General features: G+C 64.3%; 13 protein-coding genes. 7 read left to right on the top strand and 6 right to left on the bottom strand.

Annotated features, from left to right (window positions below; genetic code table 11):
* Window positions 1-6: 6 nt before the first annotated feature.
* From HWX91_RS03295 to HWX91_RS03270, 6 genes are read left to right on the top strand one after another with little or no spacing between them, the layout of a single operon-like run.
* Window positions 7-492, top strand: a complete 486-nt coding sequence (locus HWX91_RS03295; protein ID WP_028200123.1) for a hotdog family protein — start codon at window positions 7-9, stop codon at window positions 490-492.
* The gene (locus HWX91_RS03290; RefSeq protein WP_028200122.1) at window positions 489-1,214 is read left to right on the top strand and encodes a 3-ketoacyl-ACP reductase FabG2; all 726 of its coding nucleotides are present in this window, start codon (window positions 489-491) and stop codon (window positions 1,212-1,214) included. Before HWX91_RS03295 ends, HWX91_RS03290 begins: the two co-directional genes overlap by 4 nt.
* Entirely contained in the window at window positions 1,214-2,440 is a 1,227-nt protein-coding gene (locus HWX91_RS03285) for a beta-ketoacyl-ACP synthase (protein WP_028200121.1), read from the top strand. Before HWX91_RS03290 ends, HWX91_RS03285 begins: the two co-directional genes overlap by 1 nt.
* Window positions 2,437-3,693 carry a beta-ketoacyl synthase N-terminal-like domain-containing protein gene (locus tag HWX91_RS03280; RefSeq protein WP_028200120.1) on the top strand — a complete coding sequence of 419 codons (1,257 nt, stop codon included), beginning with the start codon at window positions 2,437-2,439 and terminating at the stop codon, window positions 3,691-3,693. The genes HWX91_RS03285 and HWX91_RS03280 overlap by 4 nt, the downstream gene beginning before the upstream one ends.
* A 34-nt stretch (window positions 3,694-3,727) precedes the next feature.
* Window positions 3,728-4,150 carry a signal peptidase gene (locus tag HWX91_RS03275; protein WP_028200119.1) on the top strand — a complete coding sequence of 141 codons (423 nt, stop codon included), beginning with the start codon at window positions 3,728-3,730 and terminating at the stop codon, window positions 4,148-4,150.
* Between the two features lie 50 nt (window positions 4,151-4,200).
* Window positions 4,201-4,647, top strand: coding sequence for an excinuclease ABC subunit A (locus HWX91_RS03270; RefSeq protein ID WP_028200118.1), 447 nt, complete (start codon window positions 4,201-4,203; stop codon window positions 4,645-4,647).
* A gap of 56 nt (window positions 4,648-4,703) precedes the next feature.
* Here HWX91_RS03270 and HWX91_RS03265 read toward each other — a convergent pair whose 3' ends face one another.
* Window positions 4,704-5,432, bottom strand: coding sequence for a class I SAM-dependent methyltransferase (locus HWX91_RS03265; protein ID WP_028200117.1), 729 nt, complete (start codon window positions 5,430-5,432; stop codon window positions 4,704-4,706).
* Between the two features lie 121 nt (window positions 5,433-5,553).
* Here HWX91_RS03265 and HWX91_RS03260 point away from each other — a divergent pair, with 121 nt between their 5' ends.
* Window positions 5,554-6,816, top strand: a complete 1,263-nt coding sequence (locus HWX91_RS03260) for an NAD(P)/FAD-dependent oxidoreductase (protein WP_028200116.1) — start codon at window positions 5,554-5,556, stop codon at window positions 6,814-6,816.
* Between the two features lie 103 nt (window positions 6,817-6,919).
* Here the strand turns inward: HWX91_RS03260 and guaD are convergent, their stop codons facing one another.
* The 5 genes from guaD to xdhA form a co-directional block, all read right to left on the bottom strand.
* Entirely contained in the window at window positions 6,920-8,293 is a 1,374-nt protein-coding gene (gene guaD / locus HWX91_RS03255) for a guanine deaminase (protein WP_028200115.1), read from the bottom strand.
* Window positions 8,294-8,399: 106 nt separating this feature from the next.
* A complete protein-coding gene (locus HWX91_RS03250) occupies window positions 8,400-9,452 on the bottom strand; it encodes an adenosine deaminase (RefSeq protein WP_028200114.1) in 1,053 nt (350 codons plus the stop codon).
* A 96-nt stretch (window positions 9,453-9,548) separates the two neighbouring features.
* Window positions 9,549-10,562 (bottom strand): xanthine dehydrogenase accessory protein XdhC, encoded by a 1,014-nt coding sequence (gene xdhC / locus HWX91_RS03245; RefSeq protein ID WP_102857454.1) that lies wholly within the window; start codon window positions 10,560-10,562, stop codon window positions 9,549-9,551.
* An 89-nt stretch (window positions 10,563-10,651) separates the two neighbouring features.
* Entirely contained in the window at window positions 10,652-13,090 is a 2,439-nt protein-coding gene (xdhB, locus tag HWX91_RS03240; RefSeq protein ID WP_042277132.1) for a xanthine dehydrogenase molybdopterin binding subunit, read from the bottom strand.
* Entirely contained in the window at window positions 13,090-14,643 is a 1,554-nt protein-coding gene (gene xdhA / locus HWX91_RS03235; protein WP_081833248.1) for a xanthine dehydrogenase small subunit, read from the bottom strand. Before xdhA ends, xdhB begins: the two co-directional genes overlap by 1 nt.
* Window positions 14,644-14,778: the final 135 nt, after the last annotated feature.

The following is a 14,778-nucleotide window of genomic DNA, read 5'->3' as shown; positions in this document are numbered from 1 at the left end:
CACGCGATGACCCAGACGCTTTCCATTCAGGACCTCATCCAGCAACCGATCGAAGCGATCATCCCGCATCGCGGCACGATGCTGCTGCTCGATGGCGTCGATACTTTCGGCGAAGACACGGTGAGCGCGCGGGCGACCGTCCGCGCCGACGCCTGGTATGCCGACGCCGCCGGCGCGATGCCCGCATGGATCGGCATCGAATTGATGGCGCAGACCATTGCGGCGCACGTCGCGTTGCTGGCCATGCGCGGCGGCGGTACAGCGCGTCCTGGCGTGCTGCTTGGCTCGCGCAGTTATCGGGCCTTGCAACCGTCGTTCGCCGGCGGTGCCCGATTGCAGATCCGCGCAACGGAATTGCTGCGCAGCGAAGAAGGCCACGGCGCCTATGAATGCACGATCCACCACGGCGAGGTGTGTTGCGCCGAGGCGGTTATCAAGGTTTTTCAGCCGCGCGATTTTCAGTCATTCATCGAAGGGAGTTTCAGTTCATGAGCCGGCGTGTTCTCGTTACCGGCGCAAGCCGCGGCATTGGCCGTGCGATTGCGTATCAGTTGGCCGCCGACGGTTTCGCGGTGTCCGTGCATTGCCGCACGGGCCGCAGCGAAGCTGAAGCAGTCGCCACGGGCATTGCCGCGCAAGGCGGCACGGCGCGCGTGCTGCAGTTCGACGTGCGTGAGCGCGCCGTGTGCCGCGAAGTGCTCGAAGCGGATGTTGCCGCACACGGCGCGTACTACGGCATCGTGTGCAGCGCGGGCGTGACCCGCGACGCTGCGTTCCCCGCGCTCACCGAAGAAGACTGGGACGTCGTGATCGAAACCGGTCTCGATTCGTTCTACAACGTGGTCCATCCGTTGACCATGCCGATGGTGCGGGCGAAGAAGGGCGGCCGCATCGTCACGATCGCGTCGGTCTCCGGCGTGATGGGCAATCGCGGCCAGGTCAACTACAGCGCAGCGAAGGCCGGGCTGATCGGCGCGAGCAAGGCGCTTGCCGTCGAACTGGCGACGCGCAACATCACCGTCAATTGCGTGGCGCCGGGCCTGATCGAAACCGGCATGCTCGACGAGATGCCGCTTGAGCACGCGTTGAAGACGGTGCCGATGAACCGCGTCGGCCAGCCTGCCGAAGTCGCGTCCGTGGTCAGCTTCCTGATGTCGGATGCGGCCTCGTACGTCACGCGTCAGGTGATCGGCGTCAATGGTGGGATGGTGTGATGAAACGCGTCGTCATTACCGGCATGGGGGGCGTCACGGCGTTCGGCGATAGCTGGGACGTGATCGAAGCGCGCCTGAAGAGCGGCGTGAACGCGGTGCGCCGGATATCCGAGTGGGATTATTTCCAGTCGCTGCATACTCGGCTCGCGTGTCCGTTGCCGGGCTTCACGGCGCCCGCGCATTATCCGCGCAAGAAAACCCGCTCGATGGGACCGGTCTCGATGTATTCGGTGCGTGCGAGCGAACTGGCGCTCGCCGACGCGGGCCTCGCCGAAGACCTCAGCATCAGGGACGGCCGCATGGGCGTGGCCTATGGTTCGTCGTCGGGTTCGGTGCAGCCGATTCGCGCGTTCGGCACGATGCTCGAAACCGGTTCGATGAGCGACGTCACGTCGAACAGCTACGTGCAGATGATGCCGCATACCGCCGCGGTCAACGTCAGCCTGTTCTGGGATCTGAAAGGGCGGATCATTCCGACCTCGTGCGCGTGCGCGTCGGGCAGTCAGGCGATCGGCTATGCGTATGAAGCGATCCAGACCGGCAAGCAGACGCTGATGCTGGCAGGCGGCGCGGAAGAACTCTCGGGCCCGGCGGTTGCGGTGTTCGATACCTTGTACGCGACCAGCACGCGCAACGACGAGCCGCATCTCACGCCGCGTCCGTTCGATGCCGCGCGCGACGGTCTTGTGGTCGGGGAAGGCGCAGCGACGCTGGTGCTCGAAGAATACGAACACGCGGTGGCGCGGGGCGCGCGCATTCACGCGGAGATTGTCGGCTTCGGCTGCAATTCGGACGGCGCGCACATGACCCAGCCGACCGCCGAAACCATGGCGATCGCCATGCAGCTCGCGCTCAAGGATGCGCAACTCGCGCCGCAAGCGATCGCCTATGTGAATGCGCACGGCACGTCCACGGACCGTGGCGACATTGCCGAAAGCCATGCGACCGCGCAGACCTTCGGCGCGCGCATGCCGATCAGTTCGCTCAAGAGCTATGTCGGCCATACGCTCGGCGCGTGCGGTGCGCTGGAAGCGTGGTGGACCATCGAGATGATGAAACGCAACTGGTATGCGCCGACCTTGAACCTGGATAACGTCGATCCGGCCTGCGCGCCGCTCGATTACATCGTCGGCGCGGGCCGTGAGATCGACGCCGAACATGTGATGAGCAATAACTTTGCGTTTGGCGGCATCAATACGTCGCTGATTTTCAGGCGCGTTCGATGAGCATGGCGCTGCACCGCGTGGTCATTACCGGCATGGGGATCGTGTCGTGCCTCGGCAATACGCTCGACAGCGTGTCGGCCGCGTTGCGCGCGGGCCGCTCGCGTATCGAGCGGATCGACGCGTGGCGTGAGCGCGGTTTCGGTTCGCAGGTGGCAGCCGTCGCGTCGGTCGCGCAGGAGCCGCCGTTCGATCGCAAGCTCGAACGTTTCATGGGCGACACCGCGCGCTTTGCCTGCCATGCCGCGAAAAAGGCGATCGACGACGCTGGGCTCGATCCCGCCGCGTTGCGTTCGCCGCGCGCCGGTACGGTGATCGGTTCGGGCGTCGGCACGATGTCGAGTTACGACGTGGCGATGTCGATTGCGAATGCCCGTGGCGTCGATAAAGTGCCGCCGTACACGGTTCCGCACGCGATGAGCAGCACCGCATCGGCCAATGTCGCGCAGGTGTTCGGACTGGAGGGCGTGAGCTATTCGCCGTCGTCGGCGTGCACGACGTCGGCGCTCGCCATCGGTCAGGCAATGCAACTGATTCAGACCGGGCGCCAGCAGATCGTGCTGGCCGGCGGCAGCGAATCGTTGCACGACAACATGACGCTGATGTTCGATTCGATGGGCGCGTTGTCGCGCGCTTTCAACGACACGCCAGAGCGCGCTTCGCGTCCTTACGACACGGCACGCGATGGCTTCGTGATCGCGTCGGGCGGCGGCGTGCTGGTGCTCGAGGCGCTCGATCACGCTTTGGCGCGCGGTGCCCGTATTTACGCCGAGCTGACCGGGTTCGGCGACTGTACGGATAGTGCCGGCATGGTTACGCCACGGGCGGCCGGCATCACGCGAGCGATGCGCGGCGCGCTGGGCGACGCGGGTGCACTGGATGCAGTGAATGGCGGTGCCCGGCGGCCCGACTACATCAACACCCACGCGCCGTCGACCCCGCTTGGCGATGTCGAGGAACTGCATGCCTTGCGCGACGTATTCGGCAGCGAAGTGCCGGCGTTCTCGTCGACCAAAGGCATGACCGGACATCCGCTCGGCGCATGCGGAGCGCATGAGGCGATCTACACGTTGCTGATGATGCGCGACGGTTTCATCGCGGGGACGACGGGCATCGAGACGCCGGAGCCCGCCGTCGATGGGTTGCCGCTGGTGCGCGCGACGCGTGACGCGCGCATCGGCACGGCGATGTCGAATTCATTCGGGTTCGGCGGCAGTTGCGCGAGCCTGATGTTTGAAGTGTGGCAGGGCGGTTGAAACGGCCGTCATTTAAAAAACGAGGGCAACAACAATGAAAAAACGTTTTGTACTGGGAGCACTTGCGGTGGTGGTGCTGACGCAGGCGGGCTGCGCGACCGACGTGAAGTCGGTGCCGCTCGCGGCGGCGGCCGGTCAGTCGCGCGGCGGTGTGCCGGTTTATTTCGGCCAGCAGAATCACCCGCCGGTGACGGCTGATCTGGGAGAGGTGTCTTTTTCGGCGCGGATCGCGCGCAAGGTATCGAGCCCGGACGACGCATGCCACGAAGCGCTGGCTGAAGCCGTGCAGAAGCTGCGCGCGGCGGCTCACGAACGCAACGCGAACGCCGTGATCGACGTGTCGACGCGTTTTCACAGCACGAAGACCGACTCATCGACCGATTTCACCTGTGGGGTGAGCCCGAGCGCGGCAGCGGTCGCGGTGAGCGGCCAGCTCGTCGTGCTGCAGGCGAACTAGGTCAAATCGAATCTGGAACTCACTAAAGCAACAACAACCAAGGAGTCTCAATGAAACGCAAAGTACTGTTTGCCGCGCTGTTTGCTTCGCTCGCCACGCTGAGTGCCACTCAGGCTTTTGCTCGCGATACGGTCGACAACTATCCGATCGCGCCGGCGCTGCAAAGCGAACCGGGCAAGGTCAGTGACGACGTTGCGCTGTATTTCGCGGGTCAGCCGCATCCGGGCGTGCTGAAAAAGATGGGTGAATTCGCCACTAACAAGAAGACCAACGCTTTCGGCAAGAGCGACCTGGAAGCGTGCCAGCACGTTTTCCTTTCGGCTGTGATCGAGTTGCAGGAACGGGCGCGCAAGGAAGGCGGCAATGCGGTGATCAACATCAAGAGCAACTACAAGAACGAAGTGCGCGAGAGCGCGACGGAGTTCACGTGTGGTGCGGGTGCAGTGATCGCCGGCGTGGCGTTGACGGGTGAGGTCGTGACGCTGCGCGGCAAATAAGTACGTCGTGAAGTTTGAAAGGGCGATGGCGACGCCGCCGCCCTCGCAAGACAGATTCAACCCGCCTTGACCGCCGCGACATTGACCAGCGTTTCACGGCGCTTGCCAGGTTGCGGATGGGACAGGCCGATCCGTTCGAGCAGGCCGAAGTCTTTCGCGCGGCTCCACCAGAGATACGGCAGCGAGACGTTGCGCCGCTCGAAGCGAAAACCGCCAGCGCGGATCATGTCGAGGTACCCGTCCGCGCTTTTCTGCACGTGCATGGGATGGCGGAACAGCAAGCGGATCACCCACGACTTGATGTACGCGTCGGTGGATTCGGCGAACAGCAGGATGCCGCCCGGTTTGAGCACGCGGCGGAACTCGGCGAGCGCGCGGTCCTGCTCGACCAGATGGTGGAAGGTTTGATGGCAGAACACGATGTCGGCGCTGGCATCGGGCAACGGCAATTGCGCGCAGTCGCCGTGCAGCACGTCGATGTCGGCGAGCTTGTCGCCGCAGGCGTGGGCGGCATTGGCGGCAAGCGTCAGCGACGGTTCGTGAAAATCGACGCCGACAATGCGGCGCGGCTTGAACGCGTCAGCCAGCAGGCGGAACGAAATGCCTTGTCCACAGCCGACGTCGACGATAACCGGCGCCACCGGCAAGGGCGCGTCGATCAGGCGTTTGAGGTCGTTGATCGCGACCCGCAGAACATGGTGTTCCCACGTATAGGTACGCAGGAACCAGATCCCGAAGGCGGTTTCCGGCACATAAGGCACGCTGGATGTTTCGGATGACGACACGCTGGGCTCCCCGGCGAAATAGCGTTCTTGCTGCGAGTGTTCTTGCTGTGAAGCGTAATTGTAACGAGAAGTAAGGATGCAGCGTAACGCTGCCTAGAGCAAGCAAACGATTGAGGCAACTTTGAGTACACATTCGTCAAAGCGCGTGACCGTCGATGTCGCGATCATCGGTGCAGGTCCGGCAGGTGCGGTCGCTGCGGCGCTCTTGCGCCGGGCGGGACGCTCGGTGCTGGTGCTGGAGCGCCAGCATTTCCCGCGGTTCTCGATCGGCGAGAGTCTGCTGCCGCAAAGCATGGCCTACCTCGAAGAAGCGGGCATGCTGCAGGCAGTGGTCGAGGCCGGATTCCAGTACAAGAACGGCGCGCATTTTGTTCATCGCGGCCAGTCGTCGGCGTTCGACTTCCGCGACAAGCATTCGGCTGGTTGGGGCACCACGTACCAGGTCGAGCGCGCGGTGTTCGACGATATTCTGATTCGTTGCGCAGCCCAGCAGGGCGCCGACGTGCGCTTCGGCCACACGGTCCGCGCGATGCATCCGGGCACGGCGGGCGAGGGCGGCAAGAAGCCGTTGCTCGAGGTGATCGACGAAGCGGACAACGCGTACGAAGTGGAGGCGCAGTTCGTGTTCGACGCGAGCGGCTTCGGCCGTGTGCTGCCACGCTTGCTGAACCTCGAAGCGCCGACGCGCATGCCGACCCGCGCCGCGATCTTTTCGCACGTTCTGGACGGCATTCCGGCCGGTGCGACCGACCGCAACAAGATCTGCGTGGCGACACACCCGGAGCGCCGCGACGTGTGGTTCTGGATGATTCCGTTGGCGGGTGGCCGCTCTTCAGTGGGTTGCGTGGCCGAGGCGAATTTCCTCGATGTGCCGGAAGCTGAACGCGACGCGAAACTGCGTACGTTGATCCAGCAGGAGCCGACACTCGGGCCGCTGATCGGCAACGCGCCGTTCCTGATGCCGGTGCGCCATATTGGCGGCTATGCGGCGAATGTGGAGCGTTTGCATGGGCCGGGCTATGCCCTGCTCGGCAATGCGGGCGAATTCCTCGATCCGGTGTTTTCATCCGGTGTGACGATCGCGCTGCGTTCCGCGCATCTCGCGGTGCAGACCTTGAACCGGCAACTGGACGGCGAGCAGGTCGACTGGTCGGCCGCTTACGACGTGCCGTTGCGCAAGGGGATCGATACCTTCCGCGCCTTCGTCGAACGCTGGTACACGGGCGAATTGCAGGACATCATTTTCTATCCGGACCAGACGCCTTCGATTCGTCGCATGATCAGCGCGGTGCTGGCGGGTTATGCGTGGGATGAGTCGAATCCTTACGTCGCCGATCCGGTGCGCCGTCTGAATGCGTTGCACGACGTGTGTACGCATCGTTGATCGGCCCGCATCGCATGGGCAAATAAAAACGGCGCTTCTTGAAGGAAGCGCCGTTTTTTATTCAACTGTCCGAATCGGCTCGGGACTCAGCCCAACGATTCCATCAGGCCGCGATTTTCGCCGCACGCGGCGCATGCTGACGCACGTCGTCGCGACGATGCACACGCTTGCCAGCCGCATACGTTTCGTAGATCGCGCGGTCGTCGCCGAGCAGCGCGAACGCGAACAGCAGCTCTTCGAGCGATTCCGTGCGTGCGGTACGGCGCGCGAGCAGCGGCGTGGCTTGCGGATCGAGCACGACAAAGTCGGCTTCCGACTTCGGCTTCAAGGTGCCGACCTTGTCGGCCAGATCGAGTGCTTCCGCAGCGCCTGCCGTTGCCAGATAGAACATGCGCGTAGCCGTCAGATGGTGGCCGGTCAGGCGCGCGACCTTGTGCGCCTCGTTCATGGTTTGCAGCATCGAGAACGAGGTGCCGCCGCCGACGTCCGTTGCGAGCGCGATCGGCGTGCCGGCTTCGTCGGCTTTGTCGAAGTCGAACAGGCCGCTGCCGAGGAACAGGTTCGAGGTCGGGCAGTGCGAGGCGACCGTGCCGGTCTGCGCCATGCGCTTGCGGTCTTCGTCGTCGAGGTAGATGCAGTGGCCGTACACCGCGCGGCGGCGCAGCAGACCATAATGATCGTAGATGTCCAGGTAGCTGCGGTGCCCCGGGAACAGATCGGCGACCCACTTCACCTCGTCGGTGTTTTCGGCCACGTGGCTCTGGATGAAGATGTCCGGATGCTTGCCCGCCAGCACGCCGCACGCTTCGAGCTGCGCTTCGGTCGAGGTCGGCGCGAAACGCGGCGTGAGCGCGTACATCTGGCGGCCACGGTTGTGCCAGCGGCCGATCAATTCGGCGCTATCGTCATAGCCCGATTGCGCGGTGTCGCGCAGGAATTCCGGGCAGTTGCGGTCCATCAGCACCTTGCCGGCCACCATGCGCAGATTGCGCGCTTCGCTTTCGGTGAAGAGCGCGTCGGCCGAGTCCTTGTGGACCGTGCAATACACGAGCGCGGTGGTCGTGCCGCAAGCCAGCAGTTCGTCGACAAAGAAGCTCGCCGTATCGCGTGCATAGGCCGGGTCGGCAAAGCGGCGCTCCGTCGGGAACGTGTACGTGTCGAGCCACGGCAGGAGCCCGGGCGCCGGCGACGCGATCATGTCGGTTTGCGGATAGTGGATGTGCGTATCGATGAAACCCGGCACGATCAGCTTGTCGCGCATCTCCTGCACATGGGTGCCCGGCGCGAGTCGGGACGCGAGCTCGGCATACGCGCCTGCTGCGACGACATGGCCGTCTTCGACGATCAGCAAGCCGTCTTCGTTGAAGACCGCCGCGTTGGGCGATTGCGCGGGGTCACCGTTGAAGGTCAGCAGTTGTGCGCGGAATGCTGATTGGGCGGCCTGTGCCGAGGGTGCCGCTGGTGCTGATTGAGTCATGAGAAAAACCGTCTCCGTATTGTGGGGAGCTACGCAGCACGGGCGACGGTTTTAGTCTGGCTCTGAAACGAACCCGTGCCGCCGCCGGCTGCTATTCATTGGCCCGTCAGTGCGGGCCGCCAGGGTGCCAGTGCGCGTCGAGCTTCGCGATCAGTTCGCTGCGTTGCTCGGGCGTGACGAACGACGCTTCGAAGCTGTTGCGGATGATCGTGTAGACCTCGGCATCGTTGAGCTTCAACGCGTCGATGATGGCGAAATAGTTGGCGTTCACGTAACCGCCGAAATAAGCCGGATCGTCGGAATTCACCGTGACGGCGACGCCGCGATCGAGCAGGTCCTTCAGAGTGTGTTGAGTCATGTCGTCGAACACGCAGAGCTTGAGGTTCGACAACGGGCACACGGTCAGCGCGACGCGCGTGTCGGCGAGGCGAGTGACGAGCGCCGGATCTTCGATGCTGCGCACCCCGTGGTCGACGCGATCCACGTTCAGCAGATCGAGCGCTTCGTAGATATACGACGGCGGCCCTTCTTCGCCCGCATGCGCGACCAGTTTCAGATCGAGCGCGCGCGCCTTGGCGAACACGCGTTCGAACTTCGACGGCGGATGACCACGCTCGGAAGAATCGAGCCCTACGCCGATCAGGCGGTGTTTGTACTGCTCGAACAAGGGCCGCGCTTCTTCAAAGGTAGCGAGCGCATCTTCTTCCGATAGATGGCGCAGGAAACACAGAATCAGCTTGCTCGTCATGCCGCGCTTTTCCGCGTCGGCGAGCGCGCGTTCGATGCCGGCCACTGCCGTTGCGATCGGTACGCCACGCTCTGTGTGCGTCTGCGGGTCGAAGAAAATTTCGCTGTGGATCACGTTGTCGGCGAGGCAGCGTTCGACATAGGCCATCGTCATGTCGTAGAAGTCCTGCTCGTGCAGCAGCACGCTCGCGCCGGCATAGTAGATGTCGAGAAACGATTGCAGATCGGTGAACGCGTACGCGGCGCGCAAGGCGTCGATCGAGTCGTACGCAAGCTTCACGCCGTTGCGCTCGGCGAGCGCGAAGATCAACTCGGGTTCGAGCGAGCCTTCGATATGGATGTGCAGCTCGGCCTTCGGTGCGCGAGCGGTTTTCTCGACGAGCGATAGTGAGGTAGCGGTTGTTGTATTCATGGTCGGTCAGGAGTTCGTTGGAGTCGGTTCGCGCCGGATGCGGGATGCGTGGCAGGATGCACTCGCGTTCGGGCGGCAGGTCGATTGTGCTGCAAATCAGACCGTCTGCGCCGCATGCGCGCCCGCATTCGCCTCCACGGCTTGCAATACCTGGGCGGCCGCCGAGATCGCGATGATTTCCGGCGACTTGTCGACGATTCCGTCGACGCCGAGGGGGCACTTCATCCGCGCAATCTGCGCAGGGTCGATGCCGCGCGCGGCCAGCCGATGTTCGAACTGCTTGCGCTTGGTGTGCGAGCCGATCATGCCGAAGAACGCGAAATCGCCGCGCCGCAGAATGCGCTCGGCCAACTCGAGATCGAGCGCATGGTTGTGCGTCATCACGATGAAGTACGTGTGCGGCGCGGCCTGGTCGATCGCTTCGTCGGGCGCGTCGTTCGGATCGATCTTCACATTCGGCGCATGAAGCGTTTCCAGCGGCGGGAACTGCGCGTCGCGTTCGTCGACCCAGCGCACGGTGCAAGGCAGCGTGGCCAGCACGCGAACCAGCGCCGCGCCCACGTGACCGGCGCCGAACAGCACGACCTGGAAGTCGCCTGGCGCGATGGTCTCGGTGAGCAGCGCGCCGCTGTCGTCGAAGCCGGCGCCGTCCCATAGCAGGCAGTCGGCGGCATCGACACCCGGCTCGGGGTCGGACAGCATCACCGCATCCGGTGCGGGGCCGAATGATACGCTACGCACCGTCGATTGACCCGCGGCCACGCGTTTTGCGAGCGACGTGATCCAGCCGAGATCGCCGATGTCGAGGCGCTCGAAGGCGAGAATCACCGCGCCGCCGCAGCATTGGCCGAGACTCGGCCCAAGCGCGAAGCGTTCGAGGCGGCGTGCGTGCGGCGAGCGCATGCCGTCGCGCAGCACCTGGCGGGCGGTCTCGATGGCTTTCCATTCGAGGTGTCCGCCGCCGATCGTATGTTTGGCCGATTCGCGCGTGACGATCATCTTGGTGCCGGCTTCGCGGGGCGCCGACCCTTCGACGCGCGCGACCGTTACCAGCACGGCGGCGTCGCCGTGCGCGAGCAGTTGTTGCAGGTCAGGTAGCCAGGCTTGCATCCGGCGGTTCTCCATACAGGGCCGCGCGGGGTGTCCGTGCGGCCGGTTGAGCGTGGCGCGGCGCGTTCGTGTCGCGTCGGGCCCTGGCTTTAAATTGCTGAAATCGTTGTGGTGGGGGACGCGCTTGCCGCTTGCGTCGACTGTCCGGTTGCCTGATCGTTTGCGGTCGTCGGCGGTTGCAACGCGTCCAGCGCGTCGAGAATCGCTTCGGGTGTCGCCGGTGCGCGCAACGGCGGCGCATGGTCCGCATCCGGCGCCGCGGCCGCAATCGCGTCACGAATCGCGAGGAATACGGAGAACGGCAGCAACAGAGGCGGCTCGCCCACGGCCTTCGAATGGAACACCGTCGGCTCGGCGTTGCGGTTCCGATAGAGCTGCACGTTGAACGCCGCCGGCGTATCGCTCACGGCGGGAATCTTGTACGTCGACGGCGCGTGCGTCATCAGGCGGCCATCGCGGTTCCACCACAATTCTTCCGTGGTGAGCCAGCCCATGCCCTGAATGAAGCCGCCTTCCACCTGGCCGATATCGATCGCCGGATTGATCGATTGGCCGGCGTCGTGCAGCACGTCCGCGCGCACCAGTTTCCATTCGCCGGTCAACGTGTCGATCACGACTTCCGACACCGCGGCTCCGTATGCAAAATAATAAAACGGGTGACCGGTTAGCGTTTGCGCGTCCCAGTGCACTTTCGGCGTCGTGTAGAAACCGTCCGACCACAACTGCACGCGCGCCAGATACGCCGCGCCGACCAGTTGTTCGAACGGCATCGCACCACCGTTCACCGACACTTCTCCGTTGGCGAATTCCACCGCATCGGCGTTGCCGCCCAACTGCCTCGCGGCGAGTTCCGCGAGCCGTTTGCGAATGGTCCGCGCCGCCGCTTCGGCGGCTTTGCCGTTCAGGTCGCTGCCGGTAGAGGCCGCCGTCGCCGAGGTGTTGGCGATTTTCGACGTATCGGCCGCCGTGACGCGCACGCGCGAAAGCGGCAACCCGAGTTGATTCGCGACAACCTGCGCGACCTTCGTGTTGAGCCCCTGGCCCATCTCGGTGCCGCCGTGATTGACGAGCACCGAACCGTCTTTGTACACATGCACCAGCGCGCCGGCCTGATTCAGAAACGGCACGTTGAACGAGATGCCGAACTTCACCGGCGAGAACGCAAGGCCGCGTTTGAGCACCGGACTCTGCGCATTGAACGCGGCGATCGCTTCGCGGCGCGCGCGGTAGTCGCTGGTTTCCAGCAACTCGTCGGTCAGCGGCGCGATGATGTTGTCTTCGACGCGTTGTCCGTAGGGCGTCGTGTCGCGTTCACCGATCCCGTAGTAGTTGGCGAGCCGCACGTCGAGCGGATCGCAATGCAATTGACGCGCGATGCTGTCGAGCATCACTTCCATCACTAGCGCGCCTTGCGGGCCGCCGAAGCCGCGAAACGCGGTGTTCGATTGCGTATTCGTCTTGCAGCACAGCGCGACGATATCGACGTCGGACAGGTAGTACGCGTTGTCGAAGTGACAGACGGCGCGGGTTGCGACCGCGCCCGACAGGTCGGCGGAATAGCCTGCTCTCAGGGCGATTTCCACGCGCGCGCCGAGAATCCGGCCGCTATCGTCGAAGCCGGCTTCGTACTCGTAGACCGCGTCGTGGCGCTTGCCGGTGATCATGAAATCGTCGTCGCGATCGGCGCGCAGTTTGACCGGGCGGCGCAGCAGTTTCGCCGCCAGCGAGGCCACGCACGCAAACAGCGCGGATTGCGATTCCTTGCCGCCGAAGCCGCCGCCCATGCGCCGGCATTCGCACACGACGTTGTGCGCCGGCCAGCCGAGCATATGCGCGACCACCTGTTGCATTTCGCTCGGATGCTGCGTCGAACTGTAGACCAGCATGCCGTCCATTTCCTTCGGGACGGCGTACGCGATCTGGCCTTCCAGATAAAACTGTTCCTGGCCGCCGACCTCGAACGTGCCGCGGATCCGATGCGGCGCGGCGGCAATTTTCGCCTCCGGGTCGCCCCGCTTCAGGTGTAGCGGCGGCAGGACGAACTGCTTGTTGGCTTTCGCTTCGGCGGGCGTGAGGACGACTTCGAGCGGTTCGTAGCGCACCACGTCGTCGCTTTTGGCGAGCGCGGCGGCGCGCCGCGCGAGTTCATGACTCTCGGCGATCACCGCGAACACCGGTTGGCCGAGATACAGCACTTCGTCAACGGCGAGAATCGGATCGTCGTGCAGCACCGGGCCGCAATTGTTCTCGCCGGGGATATCTTCTGCAGTCAGAACCGCGACGACGCCTGGCGCTTTTCGTACGGCATCCAGATCGAGCGACACGATCCGTGCATGCGCGTGCCGCGAGAGTCCCAGCGCAGCGTGCAGCGTGCCTTGCAATTCGGGAAGATCGTCGGTGTAGATGGCCTCGCCGCTCACATGCAGCGTGGCGGATTCGTGCGGCAGCGACACACCGATCGCCGTCTCGCTTTCGTGCGCGGCAGCGTGCCTCGCGGCAGGTTCGACAAAAGCATCGGTCCGGTTCATCACGACGGCTCCTTTGCAACGGCCACGGCACCGTCCGTCGCACCGGATTCGTACGCGAACGCATTCACGTCGCAGAGGGTGAGCGGTGCTTCATCGCGCGTTTCGAGGTGGAAGCGCCACAACAGATTGCGCGCGACCTTGAGCCGGTAGGCGCTGGATGCGCGCATGTCGGTGAGCGGCTGGTAATCGGCGACGAGTGCGTTCATCGCTTGCCGCGCGGTGCTTTCGTTCCATGTTGCGCCAGTGAGCGCAGCTTCGGTTTGCGCGGCGCGTTTCGGGGTCGCGGCCATGCCGCCGAAGGCGATGCGCGCATCCGTGATCAGGCCGTTTTCGCCGATGTGCAGCGCAAACGCCGCGCACACCGCGGAAATGTCCTGATCGTAGCGCTTCGACACTTTATACGTGCGGAACCGCAGATCGCGAGCCGGACGCGGCACGCGCAGCGCCGCGACGAATTCGCCGGCCGCGAGCGCGGTTTTCTGATAGCCGAGGTAGAACGCGTCGAGCGTCAGCGTGCGGGTTTTGGCGCCGTGGCGCAGCACGACTTCCGCGCCGAGCGCGAGCAGCGCGGGCATCGAATCGCCGATCGGCGAACCATTCGCGACATTGCCGCCGAGCGTGCCGGCATTGCGGATCGGCAGCGACGCGAAACGCGTCCACAACTCAGCGAGCTCCGGATAATCGACGGCGAGCGCCGCGTACGCGTCTTCGAGCGTGACCGCCGCGCCGATTGTCAGCGTCTGCGCATCGCGTTCGATCGTCTTCAATTCGGCGACGTTGCCGATATACAGAATGTCGCCGAGATCGCGGAACTGCTTGGTGACCCACAAACCGACGTCGGTGCTGCCGGCCAGCAGGCGCGCCTGCGGATGTTCGGCGCGCAGTCTGGCGAACGCGTCGAGTTCGACCGGTGCACGGAAGACGGGCGAGCCGAATTCGGCGCCGCGCGTATCGGGCGCGCCGTATTCGAAGGTGTCACGGCGCTGGATCTCACGCAGCGTGTCGGCGACCGCTTTGCGGTCCAGCGTCACGCGGGGATATTGCGGATAGTCGAACATCTTCTGCGATGCGTCGACAATCGGGCGATAACCGGTGCAGCGGCACAGATTGCCTGACAGCGCGGCGTTGATTTCGTCACGGGTGGGCAGGCCGGCGGCGGCCGGCTGGTTTTCGTACAGCGCCCACATCGACATCACAAAGCCGGGAGTGCAGAAACCGCACTGGGAGCCGTGGCAATCGACCATGGCCTGCTGGACGGGGTGCAGGGCGCCGTCGGGGGCGCGCAGGTCTTCGACGGTGAAAAGGGCTTTGCCGTCCAGCGTCGGCAGGAACTGGATGCAGGCGTTGACCGCTTTCAACGCGAGGCCGCCGTGCGCATCCAGTTCGCCGATCACCACCGTGCAGGCGCCGCAGTCGCCTTCCGCGCAACCTTCCTTGGTGCCCGTGCAATGCAAATCGTCGCGCAGGTGCTGAAGCACGGTGCGCGCCGCCGGGACGCCCGCGACCTCACGGACGGTCCCCTGGTGATAAAAGCGGATGGTTTGCGTTGTCATGGCGAATCCGAAAGACAGTGCGGACCGGGCGCGCGTTACGCATGGGGTCGCGCCAAAGCCGGCCTCGCGCACGTAGATCGCCATCCAGTTCCGAAGATAGCATTACCTTGTCCCGAAAATATTTCCCAACTCGCA

Origin of the sequence: Paraburkholderia fungorum, assembly GCF_902833645.1 — a bacterium.
Classification (GTDB): domain Bacteria; phylum Pseudomonadota; class Gammaproteobacteria; order Burkholderiales; family Burkholderiaceae; genus Paraburkholderia; species Paraburkholderia fungorum.
Note: the sequence above shows the minus strand (reverse complement) of the source record. Positions and strands in the feature narration are given on the sequence as shown.